Annotated in this window: 19 protein-coding genes; 11 read left to right on the top strand and 8 right to left on the bottom strand. The window is 42.2% G+C overall.

The genetic code is table 11. The features are described from left to right. Positions 1-22: 22 nt before the first annotated feature. The 7 genes from ACL6C3_RS02140 to ACL6C3_RS02170 all read left to right on the top strand — a co-directional run bounded on the left by ACL6C3_RS02140 (position 23) and on the right by ACL6C3_RS02170 (position 5,272). Positions 23-1,348 (top strand): APC family permease, encoded by a 1,326-nt coding sequence (locus tag ACL6C3_RS02140; protein ID WP_413164934.1) that lies wholly within the window; start codon positions 23-25, stop codon positions 1,346-1,348. A gap of 18 nt (positions 1,349-1,366) precedes the next feature. After that, on the top strand, positions 1,367-1,792 hold the full coding sequence (locus ACL6C3_RS02145; RefSeq protein WP_413164935.1) for a GNAT family N-acetyltransferase: 426 nt from the start codon (positions 1,367-1,369) through the stop codon (positions 1,790-1,792). 136 nt (positions 1,793-1,928) lie between these two features. Beyond that, a complete protein-coding gene (locus ACL6C3_RS02150; RefSeq protein ID WP_413168239.1) occupies positions 1,929-2,492 on the top strand; it encodes a Uma2 family endonuclease in 564 nt (187 codons plus the stop codon). Between the two features lie 48 nt (positions 2,493-2,540). Next, positions 2,541-2,744 carry a type II toxin-antitoxin system HicB family antitoxin gene (locus ACL6C3_RS02155; protein WP_413164937.1) on the top strand — a complete coding sequence of 68 codons (204 nt, stop codon included), beginning with the start codon at positions 2,541-2,543 and terminating at the stop codon, positions 2,742-2,744. Positions 2,745-2,758: 14 nt separating this feature from the next. Beyond that, positions 2,759-2,965: a type II toxin-antitoxin system HicA family toxin gene (locus ACL6C3_RS02160; RefSeq protein WP_413164938.1), complete on the top strand. Its 207-nt coding sequence runs from the start codon at positions 2,759-2,761 to the stop codon at positions 2,963-2,965. A gap of 111 nt (positions 2,966-3,076) precedes the next feature. Further along, positions 3,077-4,681, top strand: coding sequence for a glycosyltransferase family 39 protein (locus tag ACL6C3_RS02165; RefSeq protein ID WP_413164940.1), 1,605 nt, complete (start codon positions 3,077-3,079; stop codon positions 4,679-4,681). Between the two features lie 285 nt (positions 4,682-4,966). Beyond that, positions 4,967-5,272 (top strand): RNA recognition motif domain-containing protein, encoded by a 306-nt coding sequence (locus ACL6C3_RS02170; RefSeq protein ID WP_413164942.1) that lies wholly within the window; start codon positions 4,967-4,969, stop codon positions 5,270-5,272. A gap of 193 nt (positions 5,273-5,465) precedes the next feature. On the opposite strand, the gene ACL6C3_RS02175 is transcribed toward ACL6C3_RS02170, so the two are convergent. Next, on the bottom strand, positions 5,466-6,281 hold the full coding sequence (locus ACL6C3_RS02175) for a calcium-binding protein (RefSeq protein ID WP_413164944.1): 816 nt from the start codon (positions 6,279-6,281) through the stop codon (positions 5,466-5,468). A gap of 262 nt (positions 6,282-6,543) precedes the next feature. On the opposite strand from ACL6C3_RS02175, the gene ACL6C3_RS02180 reads away from it, so the two are divergent. Beyond that, positions 6,544-10,401, top strand: coding sequence for a hypothetical protein (locus tag ACL6C3_RS02180; protein WP_413164946.1), 3,858 nt, complete (start codon positions 6,544-6,546; stop codon positions 10,399-10,401). Positions 10,402-10,407: 6 nt separating this feature from the next. On the opposite strand, the gene ACL6C3_RS02185 is transcribed toward ACL6C3_RS02180, so the two are convergent. Beyond that, complete coding sequence (locus tag ACL6C3_RS02185; protein ID WP_413164948.1) at positions 10,408-10,857, bottom strand: VOC family protein; 450 nt, start codon at positions 10,855-10,857, stop codon at positions 10,408-10,410. A 184-nt stretch (positions 10,858-11,041) separates the two neighbouring features. After that, entirely contained in the window at positions 11,042-12,199 is a 1,158-nt protein-coding gene (gene dprA, locus ACL6C3_RS02190) for a DNA-processing protein DprA (RefSeq protein WP_413164951.1), read from the bottom strand. A gap of 251 nt (positions 12,200-12,450) precedes the next feature. On the opposite strand from dprA, the gene ACL6C3_RS02195 reads away from it, so the two are divergent. Next, on the top strand, positions 12,451-13,563 hold the full coding sequence (locus ACL6C3_RS02195; protein ID WP_413164954.1) for a patatin-like phospholipase family protein: 1,113 nt from the start codon (positions 12,451-12,453) through the stop codon (positions 13,561-13,563). 276 nt (positions 13,564-13,839) lie between these two features. Here ACL6C3_RS02195 and ACL6C3_RS02200 read toward each other — a convergent pair whose 3' ends face one another. Together ACL6C3_RS02200 and ACL6C3_RS02205 are read right to left on the bottom strand one after the other, a co-directional pair. Then, positions 13,840-14,697, bottom strand: coding sequence for an NAD(P)-dependent oxidoreductase (locus ACL6C3_RS02200; protein ID WP_413164956.1), 858 nt, complete (start codon positions 14,695-14,697; stop codon positions 13,840-13,842). Positions 14,698-14,765: 68 nt separating this feature from the next. Next, positions 14,766-14,939, bottom strand: coding sequence for a hypothetical protein (locus tag ACL6C3_RS02205; protein ID WP_413164958.1), 174 nt, complete (start codon positions 14,937-14,939; stop codon positions 14,766-14,768). Positions 14,940-14,980: 41 nt separating this feature from the next. Here ACL6C3_RS02205 and ACL6C3_RS02210 point away from each other — a divergent pair, with 41 nt between their 5' ends. Continuing rightward, a complete protein-coding gene (locus tag ACL6C3_RS02210; RefSeq protein ID WP_413164960.1) occupies positions 14,981-15,301 on the top strand; it encodes a hypothetical protein in 321 nt (106 codons plus the stop codon). Positions 15,302-15,933: 632 nt separating this feature from the next. On the opposite strand, the gene ACL6C3_RS02215 is transcribed toward ACL6C3_RS02210, so the two are convergent. Together ACL6C3_RS02215 and sir are read right to left on the bottom strand one after the other, a co-directional pair. Beyond that, the gene (locus ACL6C3_RS02215; RefSeq protein WP_413164962.1) at positions 15,934-16,701 is read right to left on the bottom strand and encodes a 16S rRNA (uracil(1498)-N(3))-methyltransferase; all 768 of its coding nucleotides are present in this window, start codon (positions 16,699-16,701) and stop codon (positions 15,934-15,936) included. A 69-nt stretch (positions 16,702-16,770) separates the two neighbouring features. Next, entirely contained in the window at positions 16,771-18,831 is a 2,061-nt protein-coding gene (sir, locus tag ACL6C3_RS02220) for a sulfite reductase, ferredoxin dependent (RefSeq protein ID WP_413164964.1), read from the bottom strand. 232 nt (positions 18,832-19,063) lie between these two features. Here sir and ACL6C3_RS02225 point away from each other — a divergent pair, with 232 nt between their 5' ends. Continuing rightward, a complete protein-coding gene (locus tag ACL6C3_RS02225) occupies positions 19,064-19,321 on the top strand; it encodes a chlororespiratory reduction protein 7 (RefSeq protein ID WP_413164966.1) in 258 nt (85 codons plus the stop codon). Positions 19,322-19,681: 360 nt separating this feature from the next. Here the strand turns inward: ACL6C3_RS02225 and ACL6C3_RS02230 are convergent, their stop codons facing one another. Beyond that, on the bottom strand, positions 19,682-20,236 hold the full coding sequence (locus ACL6C3_RS02230; RefSeq protein ID WP_413164968.1) for a DUF2854 domain-containing protein: 555 nt from the start codon (positions 20,234-20,236) through the stop codon (positions 19,682-19,684). Between the last annotated feature and the right edge of the window lie 72 nt (positions 20,237-20,308).

Genomic DNA, 20,308 nt, shown 5'->3' on the forward strand with positions numbered 1-20,308 from the left:
CGAATCAAGGAAAGAAAAAAGTATGTCTGCATCCCAGCATTCTCCCCAACAACTTAAACGCGAATTGGGTTGGTTTGGTGCCACCATTATGGGGTTAGGATCGGTCATTGGTGTCGGAATTTTTGTTAGTTTGGGTTTGGCAGCAGGCTTATCCGGTTACGGGGTCATTGGGGCGTTGGTTGTCGCGGGAATTTTGCAAATTGCCAATAGTTTGAATCTCGCCCAACTCGCCGCCAGTCATCCCGTTAGTGGCGGTATTTATGAATACGGTTACAAGTATCTTAACTCTTGGTTTGGTTTTACCGGAGGGTGGATGTATCTACTCGGAAAAACGGCTGTTGCTGCCACTGCTGCACTCGGTTTTTCCAGTTATTTAATTAAGTCTCTTGGCGTTTCCCAGTCGTTTTTAGTTCCCATTGCCGAACTTGCGGTTTTGGGTTTAACTGCGGTGGTTTTGGGCGGAATGCGACGCTCAAAAGCGGCGACGACGGTGATTCTTTCGATTACGCTATTTGCCCTATTCTTTTTAATTATTGCCGGGGGAGTTGTCTTATCTCAAAAGGGATTTTTACCCGTAGAATTAGCCGAGATTGACTTTAAAATAGGCCTGAAAAACTTCCTCGAATCTGTGGCTTTATTATTTGTTGCTTATAACGGTCCCGCCCGAATTACAATGTTGGGGGAAGAAATTACAGAACCCCGGAAAAATATCCCGAAAGCCGTTCTAATAACGTTGGGAATTACCACGATAATTTACATGGGTGTAGCAATTGTGAGTTTGGGAACCATTGGCGCCGAAGCATTGGGAATAGCCTCCGAAGAAGCCGCACCGTTAGAAATTGTCGCCGCCAGTTTAGGAATTCCCGGTGCAAAAACGCTGTTGGCAATTGGGGCGATTACCGCAACTTTAAGCGTGTTATTGAGTATTATTTTAGGTTTATCTCGGTTATTATTGGCGATGGGAAGACGGGGCGATATGCCGAGATTAATTGCACAGTTAAATTCTGCCGGAACTACACCCTATTGGGCGGTGATTTTTATTAGTATTGCTGTCGGACTTTTGGTTTTAACCGGGGATGTAAAAACCACTTGGTCGTTAAGTGCGTTTGGTTCGTTGTGGCGCTGCGGAATTGTCGGTTTGGCGGCGTTGCGTTTGAGTGATGAACAGCGATTATATCCCGTTTGGATGAGTTTATTTGCCCTATTTTCCGGTTTGTTTTTAGCCTTTTGGATCGAGTGGCAAGTTTGGTTAATTGGGTTAGGATTAATTGGGGTGGGTTTGGTTTGGCATTTTGTCGCCTCCAAACTCAAGGAAAGGGAAAGTTTAGCCCAAACCAGCAGCGACTAATTGAATTGATTTAAACCCATGATTCGCCCTTACCAAGAACAGGATCTCAACCGGTTGTTAGAGGTTTGGTATTCCGCCTCGAAAATAGCCCATTCTTTTTTGGATGAAGCTTTTCTGGAAACCGAACGTCAAAACATACCAAAGGTTTATTTACCCGCAGCAGAAACCTGGGTTTTTGAACGGGATAAGCTGGTGTTGGGGTTTATTTCGCTATTAGATAATCAGGTAGGGGCGATTTTTGTAGACCCTCAATTTCAACGCCAGGGAATTGGGCGGGCTTTAATTGATTGGGCGAAAACATTGCGAAGTCAACTTTTTGTGGAAGTTTTTAAAGAAAATCAAGCGGGGCGGGCTTTTTATCAACAATATGGTTTTATTCCCGTTGACGAACATCTCCATCCAGAAACAGGCTATATGTTATTACGTTTGCGGCTAGAATATTAACTCATTAAAGACTCATTAAATTGTCAAAATCAGCCAAAGGAGGTGATGTCGCCCAAACCATTGATGAATCTATTTTTCCGCAAAAATTTTGCTACAATTAAACAAAACTTGCAACCGAAAAAGGAGGGGATGACCTATCATCGAGATTTCTGAACGTCAACTCACGCTAGAAGAATTTTTGGCATTACCAGAAACGAAACCCGGCGGAGAATATATTGACGGTAAAATTATTCAAAAGCCCATGCCCCAAGGTAAACATAGCACCATCCAAGCAGAATTAATTCTTACTATTAATAGCTTGGTTAGTCGTCAGCGCATTGCCCGTGCTTTTCCCGAACTCCGGTGTACGTTTGGCGGACGTTCAATTGTTCCCGATGTAACAGTGTTCTCCTGGGATAGAATTCCCAGAGATGAAAACGGTAATATTGTTAATGTTTTTGAGACTTATCCCGATTGGACAATTGAAATTTTGTCTCCCAATCAAAGCCCGGGTTTAGTTACCGGAAATATTCTCCACTGTTTGAATCACGGTAGCAGTTTGGGATGGTTAATTTACCCGGAAGAAGAATCAGTTTTAGTGTTTCCTCACCAACAACAACCCCAACTCTTTCAAGCCGCAACCGATGAATTAATTGTTCCTAAATTTATGGGAGAATTTAAGTTAACCGTTGGGGAGATGTTTGGATGGTTAAAGCTGTAAATAGGTATCGCTAATTTTCAACGAAATGCCAACCAAGGAGATAGAAATATGAAATGGCGTGTTGTGCTTGAAACTGATTCGGAAACCGGAGATTGGGCTGTTTGGTGTCCAGAATTGCCCGGTTGTGTGTCCGCAGGAGAAACCGAAGAAGAAGCCTTAGAAAATATTCGCGAAGCGATCGCACTTTATCTTGAACCCGATCCGATTGAATTAAAATCAGGTGCAATTTTACGCGAGGTATCAGTAGGATGACTCGCATCCGACCTATGAATGCAGACCAGGTAGAACGCATCTTGTCGCGATATGGATTCGAGTTGGTCTCTCAAAAAGGGAGTCATCGAAAGTGGCGAAATTGGGAAAGTCAACTTCAGGTAATCGTACCCTATCACAAAGGACGAGATCTTCCTGTTGGCACTCTACGCAATATCATGGTGAACGCCAACGTTCCAGAAACGGAATGGAAAATAGCTTAGAACATCTTTTCTCTTAATACTTTTAAGAACTTTTGCGTTAATTAATCGAAGATTGTAATAATTACTCAAATTCAATGTAAAATCAGTGGGCAAGCCGATCGCTCTCAAAGAATGGAAAAATCAAAATCAACGACCCGATGGTTACAACAATTTGCGGCGCTTCTTCTCATCGTAGGAATTGCCTTTCGGTTTGTTAATTTGGGTTATAAAGTCTATTGGTACGATGAAATTCACACCTCATTAAGAAGTTCGGGTTATCTGCTGGATGATGTGATTCCCCAAGCCTATACCGGTCAACTTATTCGCGCCAAAGATTTAGTTGAAATTTATCAATATCCCACCGCAGAAAAAAGTTTACAGGATGCGTTTACCAGCTTTAAAAAACATCCCGAACATTCTCCTTTGTATTTTTTATTAGCTCGGTTTTGGATGCAAACGTTTAGCCATTCCGTCGCAACCATTAGAAGCTTATCGGCGCTGATTAGTTTGCTCTGTTTTCCGGCGATATATTGGCTGTGTTTGGAGCTTTTTCAGTCGGTAACGGTGGGTTGGGTGGCGATGGGAATTTTGGCGATTTCTCCCTTTCATGTTTTGTACGCTCAAGAAGCTCGCGCCTATAGTTTATGGACGTTTACGATTTTATTTTCAAGCGCCGCACTGTTAAGAGCGTTACGAGTTACCCAAACTGAAAAACCGAGAAAATCCAAACGTTTCGCCTGGGTAATTTATGCCTTTAGTTTAACCTTTGGTTTGTATTCTCATCTCTTTTTCACTTTTGTTTATCTGAGTCATGGAATTTATGTATTTGGCTTAAAACAGTGGCGAAAGTTTGAATATATTTTTCCGGCTTTAGCTGCGGTTTTATTGAGCGTTATTTTGTTTCTTCCCTGGTTAATTATTATTTTTACAAATTTTCCCGATTTAATTGATAATACCAGTTCCCACCGGATAACTCGACCAGGAACAATGTTGTTTTGGGGTTTGAATTTAACCCGGCTTATTTTTGATTTTAATCAAGGGTATAGTTTGCTAAATCCGGTTTTATATCCGATCATTTTTCTAGCCGGATATTCGGTTTATTTTTTAGTTAAAAAAACTTCAATAAAAACTTGGTTTTTTGTGATTGCGTTAATGGGAGTGATGGGAACCGCTCTGATTTTACCGGATCTGTTATTCGGCGGACAGCGTTCAACCATTGCTCGCTATGGAATTCCTTCTTATTTGGGTTTACAAATTTGTTTGGCTTATCTTTTAACCCAAAAAATTAGCGATGATTCGCTCAAAATCAAACAAATAAAACGTTGGAAATACATCTTAATTGCCATTGGAATTAGTGGAATTTTCTCTTGTTTGGCGAGTTCTATTCATCCGGTTTGGTGGCATAAAAGTTATACCCGAAGCCGCTATATTCCTCAGGTTGCTGAGATTGTTAACCTCTCGGATAGTCCTTTGGTAATTAGCGATGCAGAACCCGGTAGAATCCTGCCATTCAGCCATCGACTGAAGCCAAATGTTTACCTACAATTGGTGGTTCAATCTAATATTCCTTTTATTCCCGAACAGGATTTTAGTGATATTTTTCTCTACCGTCCTTCCGAGGTTTTAATAGAAGGAATTGAACGAATTTATCAAGCTAATCTCGAAAAAGTGTATAAGAAAGGATGGCTTTGGCGAGTTGAACTTCCGGCAACCGAGGACTCGAATTCTAGCCGTTAAGAGTGGATACCTGCTTAAGTTCATCACTGAGGGAGAAGGGTATAGACTGGAGGCAAACAGTTAGACCTCGCGATAATACATATAGACAAGTGGATTGGGCGATATCCTGACTGCTAATCGCTCTGTTACCTCTACCTTAAACTAGGCGTGTTACAATATCTCTAAAGAATAGATATCGGTCGCTGTTTTTGCTTTCAGTACAAATAATTTTGTTCTGTTCCATCCCGCAAAGCTAGCCTTCCGAAATATCTGTCTTTTGTATTTGTTTGATTTGGGAATTAACCTATGTCCATTTATGTCGGTAATCTCTCCTATGAGGTTACAGAAGATGAACTCCGATCCGTTTTTGCCGAATACGGTTCCGTCCGACGGATCAGTATCCCAACAGACCGAGAAACGGGTCGTCCTCGGGGGTTTGCATTTGTAGAAATGAAAGAAGAATCTCAAGAAGATGCCGCAATTGAAGCGCTTGATGGTGCAGAATGGATGGGACGCGATCTCAAGGTCAATAAGGCACGACCTCGTGAAAATAAAAGTTCATTTGGTGGGGGAGGACGCGGAGGACGCGATCGCTATTCGGACAATTACTAAATCTGAAGCGTTTATTAAATCTCTCTATTGAAAAACTACGCGCAGTAGATGATTTAGGTTGGGTATTTTTGCACCCAAATGTCCGATTAGAGAGATTGCAAAGCTGATAAAGATTGATAGCTTGACTTTGAGGCGCACGTCTAGAGATTCTGCTAGAACGTGCCTCTTAATTTTTCAAGAATGAAGGAGTAAATTATATAACAAAAATATCGGTTCCTACAGTTAAAGCTGTTGTTAAACCTGGGTTTTGTTCAAGAAAAGCAATCGCCACTTCACCGCCTGAACCGATGTCGCCGTCACGAATATCATAGAGAACAAATCCTGAAGAATTCCCGACAGAAGTTAAGTTACTCACTTCTAGAAAATCCGAGTTTATCCCAAAAATTACGATTTCATCCTCGCCGGAAGTAAAGTCTTGAATGGTATCAACTAAGTTGGGATTATTCGTCGGAGTTTCTAACATTAAATCAATCACAAATTGATCTTCTCCTTCCCCTCCTGTTAACACATCAACCCCTCCATCCCCGTGAATAACATCATTTCCGCGATCGCCAAAAACGCGATCATCTCCCTCTCCTCCGCGTACATAATCATTATCTTGACCCCCAAAAATCGAATCATCTCCCAGTCCGCCATCGAGAACAAAATCATCCCCCAAATTTCCAAAAATGAAATCGTTTCCCTCTCCCCCTAAAATATCATCATTTTCTTGTCCTCCAAAAAGAGTATCTTCGTCGGAACTTCCCGTAATAAAATCGTCACCTTTGTTCCCAACAATGATTAAATTTTGACGGTTATCGGTGAGAGTAGAACCATCAAAAATATCATTTCCATCCCGAAGTAAAATTTCTAATTGACTCGCATCTGCATTTGATTCTACAATATTTCCTCGTTCATCGTAGAGTTGAAGGGGAGGGATAATATTATCATCTTCCTGACTTCCCAGTACCACGAAACGACTTGTATCAATCGAACCTAAAAAATCGACTTGAGTTAAAATATTTACCATTGTTCAATTCTTCTCCTCGTTGCATTCAATCCATGACCGTCGATGTTAGTTTTTGTTCCTGAGTTCCCTTAAAAATGAGGTGAATCGATCAGAAAAAGCCTTTATTCTTAGCAATTTTATACTTTATATTGCCATTTTAAAAGTAGATATGTTATGTTAGCCTCACTTGAAGATCTGGGCTTGAGACAATTCTCAACTCAAGAGCAATCAATCCAGTAGATCGGTATTAATTTGGGTTAACTTTTGCAACGTTTCTCAACTTATGTCTTCCCCTATTGTAAAGTTTATTGAATTTAAACTTCGGATTCGTGCTGATAATCCCCGATTATTAGAGGGTTTAGATGCCTGGTTAAATGTAGGTGTATTGTCCGATGAACAAGTGCGTCAAATCTGTCAAGAATACCTGAGTGAACCGCTTCCCCCTCAACCGACAGTTTTAGATGAAATATCCCCATCTGCAACCTCTGAAGAAAGTTCTAATTTAGACGCCTCTGTTCCCATCCGTCAACCTCAACGAAATAGAAATCTCTCGGGTTTACCAAACCATTTATTCCAATCTCTCAAAGCAGAATTTAGCGTGCGATGGCTGCTGTTTTTGGGATTGTTTATGGTATTGGTTTCTTCGGGGGTCTTGGTTGCGAGTCGATGGCAAGAATTACCCACTCTCGGACAATATGGAGTATTGTTCGCCTATACTTTAGGGTTTGGTGTGGCGACAATTTGGCCCGGATTGAACAGTCGTTTACCTCTGACCTCAGAAACTTTAAAATGGGTAACATTGCTGTTAATTCCTCTAAATTTTTGGGCAATTGATGGATTAGGTTTATTGTATTCTACTCCGGTTATTAGTGCATTTTGTATTTTAATTTTAACTCTAATTACAATTTTAATCAACCCGAGTTTATCTACCAGAGAACCCCAAAGGATATTTCTACAACGCTCGGTTATTCTTAATCAATTGGGACTGAGTTATTTACAACTCGGCTGGAAAATTCCTCACGTTCCTTTAATTGCTCTTTATTTGGGTATTATTGCCACCGGAATTGTCACTTTTTATCGTCGCCAAGATAGCGAACAGATTCGTTTAAATAGCCGAGAAAACTTACCTTTATTCTTTTGTCTCGTTCCCCTTGTTTTTCTTTGGTGGCGAGTGATTTTTGTCCTTAATCTTGATCTTTCTCAATTGGGGTTAGCCTTCGGGTTAACGGGAGGATTATTCTATCTCTATTCATCAGTTTGGTTCCAACGATGCGGTTATCTTATTTTACTTGCAGGTTGGCTGGTTTCTCTCGAAAATCAACCTCAACAAGCCTTAGCCGTTAGTGGGATTGCGTTAGGGATTTTTGGGATAAATTTAAAGCAGTTTTGGCGCAAGCAAGATTTAGCTTTAATTTTTATGACCGGACTACAAACCCACTGGTTAATTTGGCGTTTAATTCCGCTAGAAACTCAACAAAAAATTCTAGAAATATCTCTAAAAATAACTCAATCTCCAGTTCAACCTTGGGTATTATTGGGTTTGGTGGGATTAATTTATCTAGTGTTTATGCTTGCGCTAGCAGATTGGATTTATCAGTCTGAACATCCTAAACTTTCTAAAGTTGGAGAACGACTCACCTTAAACTATGGGGCAATTTTAACATTTATTTCCCTTTTTGATCCGGTCGTGCGAACGCTAAATTTATTAATTTCTACCGTTATTTTAATCGTTTATACAAGCCGTCAACCCCTAAGAGTTTTTCTCGTTTATCTCACCCATCTTACAGGTTTACTAACTTTGGGGAGTTTTATTGAGTTATTTTTCCCTCAACTCCCTTTAGAAACCTGGGGGATTTTATCAATCCTATTCATGCTAACAGAATGGATATTTTACATCATTTTTAGCCGACAACAGCGTTTAACTTTCCCCAATTATATTCTGAACAGCGCTTGGTATCTCGGATTAGGATTAGCAGGTTTAAGTTATCAATTTTTCTACAGTCATTCAACCTATAATTTAGATTATTTCTGTCAAAATTTGACTTGTAAAGGGTTAAGTCAATGGGGAATTATTTGGTTAATTACTCCCGCTGCATTAACAACCATTTCGCGTTTAATTCCTCCCCGCCGACAGTTAGCCGCAAAATTAAGTATTCTTGCAGCAATAATGGTGCAATTGTTAGTATTTAGAATCCCCGGAATTCGGTTAATCAGTTGGGGAGTTGCAACCGGATTAATGGTAGCGAATACATATTATTTACAGAATACACTTGCAGCCATAATAACCGTTGGTTTTGGATTAACGTTTTATGGGTTTTTAGTCTGGGAAACCGTTCCCAATTTAACCTTTGCAGGCGGTTTAGTTGTTCTTGCTATTGCTTTAAACAGTTTATGGATTTTTCAAGCGATATTCTACCGTTTATCGACCTCCCTATCCCGTCTGTATGTGACTGCTATTGAAAGCTGGACACCGATTTTATGGGGCGTTCAAATCTTCGGCCTTACCGGGTATGCAGTCGGGATTTATTGGCAACTTTTGACTCCGAACACTTTAGCAGTATTGGCGACAATACTCTCAATTACTGCTGTGATTATTCGTCTTTTAAATAATCCCCAAACCGAAAACTCACAAGATTCTCAGTCTTCATTGATTTATGTATTGGGTTGGGAAGTTGAACTTTTAATGGCTCATACTTTGAGTTTTACAGAAAATAGTCTGTTTAACTTGTCTATTGCCAATCTTATTTTAGGATTAATGACCCAAATTTTAGGAGAGTATTGGCAACGGCGAAATAGAATTCATCATTTATCAAATCCCTGGCAAATTTTACCCCTATTTTATGGAATTTTTGGTGCGGTTTTACGCTCATCAGCAAGTAGTTTTGATAACTGGACGGGAATCAGTTGGTTAATCTTAGCATTGATTTTTCTGGGAATTGGGCGGCGCCGTCCCCAGTTAAAACCTCTGACTTATATTGGTGTTTTTGGCGTTTCTTTGTCCAGCTATCAACTCTTATTTTACAACTTAGATTCTGTCCCAATTGCCGACCAATTAATCGCCTTTGCGGGGTTGGGAACAACAATCGTTTATGTGTATCGTTTATTATCAACTCAGTTAATCCGTTATCTCCATTTAACTGAGAATGAGATTAAATCAATCGCCCATCTTCATTGGGCGGTCAGTAGCTGCTTTTTGATTATTTCTCAACCTCTGCCTTCCCAGTCTAACCCTTGGTTAAGTTTGGGAATTGGTCTCTTTTTAACCCGATATGCAGTTTTTCAAGCCCGTTATAATTCCAACTCTAAAGAAGCGGAGTTTTGGGTTTATATCGGATGTTTAGAAGCGGCAACAATAGCTTATTTTATTAGTGAAGTTTTGAATTTAGAAGGATTTTTAATTCCTTGGGCGGGTGCAATTGTTTCGATTATTGCTTATTTCCTTTATTTTCTACCCTGGGAAAGTTGGGGTTGGCAGATTCAACCCTGGCGGCGAGTAGCCATTTACATCCCGGCTTTTACGGTGGTTTTAACAACAGTTATCGGTGAGTCTAATCTAGAATTATCTTGGTATATTTCGACTTTAACGGCGTTTATTTTGTATTTGGTATTAGCCCAATTTTCTCGCAAAATTCAACTCACTTATTTTAGCGTTGGATTAATCAATTTTGCTTATTATCACTGGTTGCTTTCCACTCAATATGATTTAAGTGCGTTAGCCGATTCATTTTTACCGGGATTATCTCTATTATATTTTGCCCAGGTTGACCCCTTTTTACAACATCCTCAACAAAAACTCCCGCGTCATTGGATAAGAATTTTAGGAATAGGTACGATTTGTTTCGCCGCATTGTTAACCTCTGAAGGGAGCGGTCTTGTAGCCGGTTTTATTAGTTTAATTGCTATTTTTATTGGCTTGGGATTCAGAATTAGAGCATTTTTGTATGTGGGTACTGCAACATTTTTGGTTAACGCGATTAACCAACTTTTGATTTTGAATTCTATTTATTCTTTCTTTAAGTGGATTGTTGGTTTTATTGTTGGTTTAGTGTTAATTTGGATAGCTGCTAACTTTGAAACTCGACGAGAACAAATGGTAACAGCTTTACAAAATTGGATTAACGAATTAGAAGAATGGCAATAAATCAAGTTAATGGGTTTGAGATTTTGTCTCCGCTGCAAAAATTTGACTTTCGTCTTGAAATGATTTAAACTCTAAAACGTTACCGCTCGGGTCTTTTATAAACAACGTTGCTTGTTCGCCTACTTTTCCTTGAAACCGAATTTGAGGTTTAATCAAAAATTCGACTTCCGCTTTCTGTAAACGTTCGGCGAGTTTATGCCATTCCTCCCATTCTAAAATCGCTCCAAAATGACGAATTGGAACATTCTCACCATCAACAGGATTCGTTGAAATCATATCTTCTTCGGTTGAGTGTAAGTGGGCGGTAATTTGATGTCCAAAAAAGTCAAAATCTACCCATATCTCACAACTTCGCCCTTCTGTACACCCCAATAAATCTTTATAAAAACTGCGAGTTTTCTCCAAATCAAATACCGGAAACGCCAGATGAAATCGAGGAAAAGCAGGGTTGGTCATTTTTGTTTGATTTTTTGTTAACTCTTTCGGGTGCATCAAATCCTAAACTTGTTTGTACAAAAGACAAGCTTCTGCTGTTTGATGTACCCTACTATTATACTCTACTTCTTTGTAGAAAAGACAAGCTTCTGCTGTTTGATGTACCCCAGGATTAGAAAAGACAAGCTTCTGCTGTTTGATAACCCTACGAATTTCTTTGATAACGCATTCCGGGTAACTGAGAAACTAACCCCAAAAGTTCTAACTGTAACAACGAACTTGAGACAATACCCGTATCTAATTCTGCTTTTTGAACAATCACATCAAACGCTGTCGGTTCAGAAGATATCACCTGAAAGACTTGGGCTAAATTGGATTCTAAATTAAGTTCTAAATTGGTTTCAGCACTGGGAACAGAAGATGGAGTTGGAGGAGATTCAAATAACGATAATTGTTCGGGTGCATCCAGTTGAGGAATAGCGCCCAATTGTTCTAATAATTCTTCTAAATTTACCGGAATTAAACCCGCACCGCCATTAATTAACTTTAGACAACCCTGCGACTTTTCATCATCCAAACGCCCCGGTAAAACATAAATATCTCGACAAAAATCATTCGCCACATTCGCCGTAATTAACGCCCCAGATTTCTCTCCCGCTTCCATCACAAATACCGCCCGACTTAACCCCGCAATAATCCGATTTCTACTCGGAAAATGTCGGGCATTTGGCTTAGTTCCGGCTGGATATTCACTCATTACTAAACCCTGTTTAATCACTCTTTCAGACAATTTACGGTTATCTTTTGGATAAATAATATCAACTCCCGTCCCAAAAATTGCCAACGTTCGTCCACCCGCATCCAAACAACTCGAATGGGCTTCGGTGTCAATTCCGGCCGCCATTCCTGATATAATTGTAAAGCCACTTTTTGCTAGAATTGTGCTAATTTTCCGCGTCCAACGTCGCCCATATTCCGAAGGTTCACGGGTTCCAACAATCCCAACAGTGGGTTTAATTCCTTGATTTTCTTCGGGTTCAACCGTTCCCCGATAATACAAAACCGGCGGGGGCGTGGGAATTTCTAAGAGTAAACGGGGATAATTTTCATCCGCAGGAGTCCAAAAATCAGGATTTTTTTCAGCGTGTTTTTTGAGAAATTCAACACAGTCAAATTTAGCCCGCTGTTGTGCCACTTTTTCAACGGTCTGTCGCCCAAAACCCTCTACTTTTTGTAAGTTTTGAGTAGAAGCTTCCCAGGCTGTTTTCAAATTACCAAAATGTTGGCAAAGCCGCTGTAAAGAAATTGGCCCAACTCCTGAAATTTGCGACCAACAGACCCAATAATCTCGTTCGCTTAACACATTTTCATCTCCAACGCCAACTTAAGAAGCTTCTCATTTGAATGAAGTAGAGTAGAAACTAAAAAACCCGGTTTCTTCAAAGGCTTCCTCAAATAGGGGATGTGTATTGTTAAAGAAACCGGGTTTTTTTAACACATTTTCATCTCCAACGCCAACTTAAGAAGCTTCTCATTTGAGTGTAACTCAAAAAAGGGACTATTCAACACCTCACATCGGAAGTTAACTTAGAGTTGTAATGCAGCAGGATTGAAATGATGTCTAAACTCTATTCTATTCTTTCTCTTGATGGTGGCGGTATTCGCGGCTTAGTCACCGCTTTAATTTTAAAAGAATTAGAAGCTAAAATTCAACAACGCAGTCCGGGAAAACAACTTAAATACTGCTTTGATTTAATCGCCGGAACCTCTACGGGGAGTTTGATTGCTTGTGCTTTATCTTCTGGTCTTCCCATCTCTGAAATTGTTGGACTTTATACCCTCGATTCTGGAAAACCCCAACGAATTTTTCCGCCAACTATTCTATCTTATTTTACCGGACTTATTAACCGTTGGCATCTGGGAATTAGTCAACCCCTGTACGATGGAAAAGGGTTGGAAGAAGTTCTTCAGGAAGTCTTTGGTCAGCACAATACTTTTAAAAATTTAGAAATTCAAACGCTGGTCACTAGCTATGACGTTTTTAACGGTCAAGCCGTTGTTTTTAATAGCAGACAAGATGAATGTGAAACTTTGCCAATTTGGGAAGTTTGTAGGGCTTCTGCTGCCGCTCCTGTGGCGTTTCCGTCTCATCTTTTAACGGACAAAATATTTTTGAATTATTGGGAAAAGAAACAAAATTTAAAATTAACCCTTTCTCCCGATAATTATCAAAAATGTATTCCTTTAGTTGATGGAGGAGTTGCCGCAAATAATCCTACATTATGTGCGGTTGCCGAAGCGGTTAAAACCCAGAATAATACTTCGGATTTGTTGGTGGCTTCCTTTGGCTGTGGAAAACAAAAAACTAAATCAATTAGTGCTAAACAATCCCGAGAATGGGGGCCGTTAGAATGGATTAATCCTTTAAAGGATATCCCCATTTCAGAAACACTTTCTGATGGTTCTTCCGATGTTATTGATTATATCTCCAAACAGATTTTATCCCGGAACCATTATCGTTTTCAACCTGTTTTTGAACGGGAACATTCGACTTTTAATGCGAATCCTGATAACCTAAATATCATTACAGAAGATACGTTAAAATATATCGCCTCTAAAGAAATTCAAGCTCAATTAAATAATCTAGCTCAACAACTCACTGCTACTCCTGTCGCCGTTTCCGTTGAACGAGAACAAGAATTAGTGGCTGTTTATAATCTCAATTAATAGTGCTTCACTTCGTTATCGGGTTGGGTTTGATCAGGTCTATTTCAAAAACCCAGTTTCTATTGAGAAACCGGGTTTTTAATCTCACCGTGTCTCTAAAAATTAAAAGAGTTATATGATATCCGACTAATTAATAATTATTCTGTAGGGGCGGGTTTATAATAGTTGTTTATGAGAATTCAAAGGTTAGGGGGCGGGTTTATAATAGTTGTTTATGGGAATTCAAGGTTAATTCAGAACCCGCCCCTACACCAAGCCGCTTCTACAGATAACAGCTTACTGAGGTTTAATTGCTTCAAACAAAGCCGAATAATCATCCTCCGCTTTTCCCAATTTCAGAGCGACTTCTATTAAAGATTTTACCCCTTCTAACGAACTCCCATTTAAACCCAACTCATCAGCTTCTTTGAGAAACAAATTCGTATCTTTCAATAAATGCTTTGTGGGAAAATTCGGGTTGGCATAATCTCCCTCTTGCATTCGCTGTAACTTTTTATCAAAAGTGGGAGCATACAAAGCACTTTCGCGGAGAATTTGCATAAACTTCTCCACATCGGCGCCCTGATTTTCAACAAAACTCAAACTCAATCCAAAAGCGCTCGTTAAAGCAGCAATCAGTTGATTTAACGCTAATTTTGTCGCCGCAGCCGCCCCTACAGAGCCAATTAACACCGGTTCTCCAAACACTTTAAGCAAATCGTACCATTTTTGAAATTGCGCCTCTGTCGCCCCTACCATCACTTGCAGAGTCCCGCTTTTCACTTGAGGAATACTTCCGAGTACCGGCGCTTCTAAATAATCTCCTCCGGCTTCTTTTACCCTTTTGGCAATACTTCGGCTTTCTGCGGGGGCTATCGTTCCCATTTGAATTACTGTTTTCCCGGATAATTCCTGTTGCGATTCCGGCGATAACAATACCGTTTCAATTGCGGACGCATCGGCTAACATTAGAATAATACATTCACTTACCGCAATCAAAGACTGGGGAGCATCTACCACCTGTACACCCGACGCCTTGAGAGGTTCCAGCTTGGACGCCGTGCGGTTGTAAGCCATCACCTCAAAATTGGCTTCTATCAGGCGCAGCGTCATGGGTTGTCCCATCAGTCCGGTTCCCATTAAGCCAACTTTCATTAATTTAAAATTCCTTTGATGTCCGACCCTTTTATGTTAACGGTAAATCGGATCGGACATCTAACGCTTTATTCTTGTGGTGTCGGAACCTTTTTGAGCAGTTCAGAACGAATACATCCGCCCATCCAGGGCCATCCTTCCCGTTCTTCTTTGGGGGCGAAATGAGCCACCACCTGATCGGGAGTGGTTTGGTAGAACTTCTCAATTTCAGCAACCGCCCATTTCCCCCAAGGAGATCTCACCCAAATTTGATCGCCAGGGTTAAACGTTTCACCGGCTGTATTTGTGGCTTGAGGAACTTGATCAAGCTGTTTGGGTTTGGGGCCGAGACGGTCGAGACGGTCTATCCGAAGAAAAAGCAGGTCGGGGGCGACGGCTGGGTTTTTCCGGGGCTGACGGTTTGGATTTCGATTCGGGGTTGGATTCGGGGTTGGATTCTGAGTTGGATTCTGTTTTTGAGTCCGTGTTCGATTCCGTCTTCGCGTCAGCTTTAGCCTCTGACTGCTTGATGTCTTCGGGTTTGGGTCTGTTCGGTCTAACGACGGCGAGAATTTTGTTGGGGTTAGTCATTAATTTACGGGGCTTCTGGTTGCCAAACGACTAATGAAATTTTTACTATTTATATTTTGACACTCCTCGTCCTAAAGGAGCGAGGATTCTTGGGCTGAATCTTGCCTCCACTAACTGACGTTAATCCTGGTCTTACAGTTTCATGTCTAGTTCGACTACACTTTTTCAAGCAAGCCTCTTGACGGAACTACTCCCCAAGCGTAAATTCGGGTATGCCCTACCCTATTTGATTTCTTTATTCTCCCACCTATGCCATATCCTTTATTAGAGGGCAGTGAGGTATGGGGGCAACTCTTTGGAGTTGGTGACACTAGCCTTTATACAGCGTGTGAGTTCGCGTGCCACGACTAATCTCGGTCTCCGCTTGTTTTCAATTCTACCTGAAAGCCGTGCTAAAAGCACGGGGTTTTAGACCCAATTTTTCTGAGAAAACAGTCTTCCGAGTCGATGCCAAGATTAAACTTTTAGTTCCCTTCGTTAAATCTTATACTTATTGGGGCGGGTTGTTGAAATCTGTTTCCTTCTATTTTTCCTGAAAGAGTTGATTTGAAGAAGAAATCGATTCGGATTGCATCTCGATAAATTTGATACCAATTGTTGAAAATTTAGCCGAAAAAATTGGAGTTCCTCTTACAGTGACTCTCGCAGATTTTCCGGTTGAACCCATCAACAATCCGGCGATCGCGCTTTCATTTCCGCAATTGTACTCACACAAGATAAAGCCACCACCGGAGCCGTTACCGCTCGCAAAATCCGCCGGCCCAAACTAACCGCTTGGAAACCGCAAGCTGTTGCCATCTCCACCTCGGCACTCGTCCATCCCCCCTCCGGCCCGGTGAAGATCGCGATCGCATCGCCCCCAGACTGACTCATACAGCCGTATAAATGGGGAAGATCGCCCCGCGCCACACAAATATACTGCTGAGAAGTTGAGGTCAAATTTAAACCCAATCCATCGGCCAAAGCCTTCTCAAACGGGAGCGGATCGAGTAGAGTCGGGATGATTTGACGTTCGGACTGTTCGGCGGCTTCTCGGATAATCCGCCGCCAGCGTTCGACTTTTTGCGAACTGGGTTTTAAAACCGTCCGCTGAGAAATCAGGGGAACAATTTGGGAGACTCCCAATTCTGTACAGTAGCGGACGACCTCATCAAATCCCGTTTTCGGGAGACTCACCCCCAACCGGACCTCGATCGCTAACTCCTGATTTTGTACCGAAATCTCCTCTAAAATTTCCGCCTGGGGAGGAGGTGCAGGAAGCATCACCAATAATTGAGCCAGCCACCAATGGCCAGAACCATCAATTACAATAAAGCGATCGCCCGCCTGCAAGCGTAACACCCGACCCAAGTAATGCTGTTGTTCAGCCGTCAGATCAATGTGTCGGTTAGAAATTTGCGTTTGAGCGATCGCGACTCTTTGAAGTTGAACCATTAAGCGGTCAAAAATTAGGTTACAAAATGCACCTTAAAAGTTGAACAACAAACAAATTAAACGTGTTCTTTAAACTTGTTGTTGAGATTTCATGCGAGTGAGATATTCTTCAATCGCTTGAGTAGCAATCTCCACAACCGGTTTACCCTGACGTTTCGATTCTTCTTTCAAATCCAAATAAGTTTGATGGCGAACACTCACCCGATGTCGAATTTTATTGGGATCGCCCCCATCATCCGAAGACGGTTGAGTTGAAATGGCTGCGTTTTGTTTGTCACTGGGTGCAACCACAGAAGGAGAAACGTCTTGAGAAATTTCAGCATCTGAAGTTACAGCTAGCTCTTGAGTCTGAATGTTCATCGAGGGATTCAATGAGTAGTGGGTTACAAACTGACGGATAGAGTCAAATCCCACACGATGGCAAAAATCCCCAAAACGCTCTGCGGGTTTGCGATCCTGTTTGAAATAAACAAAAATCGGCTCTAAGAACGTTTCTAACTCACCCACCGCCAAGCGATCGATGAAAGGTTCAGCCAGTCGTGTTTGATCCGGACAGCCACCTAACCACACTTGGTAAGCGTTAGGCGAACTTCCTACAAACCCCAACTCCGCCATGTAGGGTCTAGCACATCCATTGGGACATCCTGTCATCCGGACGACAAAATGCTCCTGTTCTAGGCCTACCTTGTCCAACAATAACCGAATCCGTTCCAGGATACTAGGGATAATTCGTTCTGATTCTGTAATGGCCAATCCGCAGGTCGGCAAAGCGGGGCAGGCCATCGCATACCGGACTAACGGATCGATTTGGGTTTCTTTGAGAATCCCATTTTGATCGAGAATGGTTTGAATTTTAGCTTGGTCTTGGGGGGAAATTTCGTAGAGAATGATATTGTGATTGGGACTGAGCAACATCGGCAGTTTGAACTGCTCTACAATTTGTTTTAAAGCCGCTTTGAGCCGGAAGTTTCCCTCGTCTTTGACCCGACCATTTTCAACGGAAATCCCCAAAAATAGCTTGCCGTCGCCCTGTTCGTGCCAGCCCAAATAGTCTTGATATTTCCAAGCCGGTAGAGGTTTGTAGGGTTGTAGGGATTTGCCAAAATATTCTTCAACTTTGACTTTGAATTTCTCAACTCCCCAATCGTGGAGCAGATATTTCATCCGGGCATGACGGCGGTTATTGCGATCGCCATAATCCCGTTGAGTGGCGACAACAGCCTTGACAAAATCATAAATATCTGCTTTGTCAACATACCCCAACTCATCCCCGGTTCGCGCAAAAGTTTCTTCTTTGTTGTGGGTGCGTCCCAAACCGCCACCGACGATCGCGTTAAACCCTTCGAGTTCTCCGGCTTGGTTGGTAATCACAACCAGGCTAACATCTTGGGTGTACAGATCGACGGAATTATCGCCCGGGACCGTTACCGCACATTTGAATTTGCGGGGCATATAATGTTCGCCGTAGATCGGTTCCTCCGACTGGCCGAAAATGGTGCCATTGCCGTTGCGCTGACGGGCGGCTTTGACTTCGGGATTTTCTTCGGCGCTGATTGCTTTTTCGCCATCGAGCCAAATTTCATAGTAGGCGCCGGTTTGGGGGGTGAGTAAGTCGGCGATATGATTGGCGTAGAGGCTGGCGTATTCGTACTCCCGACGGTTTCGATAGGGAGCCGGGGGAGACATCACGTTCCGGTTGAGATCTCCGCAAGCGCCCAAGGTTGAACCCATGCTCTCGATAATGGAAGACAAAACCGTTTTCAGGTTCTTTTTCAAAATCCCATGCAGTTGGAAGCCTTGGCGGGTCGTCACCCGTAAGGTATGATTGCCGTATTCGTCGGCCAAACGGTCTAGGGTGAGGTAGAGTTCGGGCGGAACAAAGCCCCCAGGATTGCGGGTTCGCAACATCATCTGATAGTCTTTTTCCTGACCCTTGGCGCGATTATCCCGATTGTCTTGCTGATAGGAACCGTGAAATTTTAGGATTTGAACGGCATCGCTACTAAAGGAGTTTTCGTCGTTGAGCAGTTCGCTGGCTAAAGGCTCCCGCAGGTAGTTACTGCGTTCTTTAATTCCTTCGAGCTTGGAGACTTTGCGATCTTGTGTCGGTGAGTTTACAGAGGTAGTCATAGAAATAGGTCGTACCAGTTTTAACCAAAATTCGTGAGGCGGGTTGAATCTTGTGTGTGATTGACTTGAATACACTTCAACCCAGATGAATCAGAGAAACTCCGGTAATCCGATCGGGATTGTCAGGAATTAGTTTGATCCTATCACGTTACACTTGGACATTTTCCCCCATTGTCAGGGGAGCAAGCCTAAGTCACAATCAAATATTAAGAGTTCACACAACTACAAAAAAATGCCGGATTCGATCATGTACTCCGAAGACCACTATGTGGTTTTGGAATCTAACCAACCGGAGCAGTTCCTCACAACTGCTGAACTTCAACAGAAACTCGAATCAATTTTGTCGGACAGACAGGAAGACCTACCCCGAGAACTCCAAAAGTTTTCCACCGTCTCCCAACAAGCCCAATATCTGCTCAATACTTGTTGTGACTTCGATCTCGGCCCCGGAAAATACCTTCAGTGGTATGCAGTCAGGTTGGAGAAGTGAAGTACCCCACCCTACTTCGTTGAGGGTGGGGTTTCCTACCCTCAAGAACTAACGCTCTTGATGCACAGTGTTTCAACTGTCTGGTTAGGGGTAGATTCGGACACAACAGCCCTATATACCCGTCAGAAAACTGTAGCAAATTATAAGCAATTTACAGTCACCAGTTTTACAGTCACCACCTCACCCTTCGGGTTCAGCAGTCGCGGAAGTTCGCGCATAGAGCAAAGTTTGCAATCTTAGTCACCAGTGAATAGGCAGGGAACAGGGAACGACGGATCAGGGAACAGGCAGTTATCAGTCACCAATTATCACTAGCATGGTACTGGTCACTGTCCTCTATAGCCTGCTGTTCCCGGTCCTCTATTGCTTGTTCTCTGTTTTAATTAAAGCCAAATCAATCTGTTCTTCTTGAGGTTGGGTGACTTCGGCTCGGATATTGGGGCCGAAGAATTTGCTCAGTTTTTCCTGTTTTTCTTGCCAAGTTTCTAGGCGAACAAATGGGGAATCAAACTCTAAAATTAAAGTATAAGCCCCGTCGATTGCCACTTCTCGAATGCCTTGGAGTTGAGGGTGTTCGTCATCGGTTGCCCCCAGTCCCAAGCGTTCGAGAGCGTCGATCAAATGAGCCGTCTGACCGTAGCGGTAACGGGTAACATCCTTACGAACTTGATTTTGAGTGTCGGTGGCTTGTTGTTCTCGCAAAGCCAACACGTTCTCAGAGGTGGGTTCAGAGAAGGGAACGGGTTCCAACTCCGCCGCCTTTAAAGCCAATCCTCCCAATAAGAGCGGTATACCATAAAAGAAGCCTGCTAAATTTAGGGTGGCGTAATCCTTAAAATAGGCAACAAACCCGACAACAGTGATCAGTCCTCCCAATACTAACCCGACTTGAGCTAAAGAAATTTGACGTAACATATATGTTAAGGTAGTCCGCGTAGATTCACTCTTGATGATATACCCCAACTGCCGTTTGATTGAGGAGATCCC

The organism is Capilliphycus salinus ALCB114379 (genome assembly GCF_047276495.1).
In the GTDB taxonomy this organism is placed as follows: domain Bacteria; phylum Cyanobacteriota; class Cyanobacteriia; order Cyanobacteriales; family Microcoleaceae; genus Capilliphycus; species Capilliphycus salinus.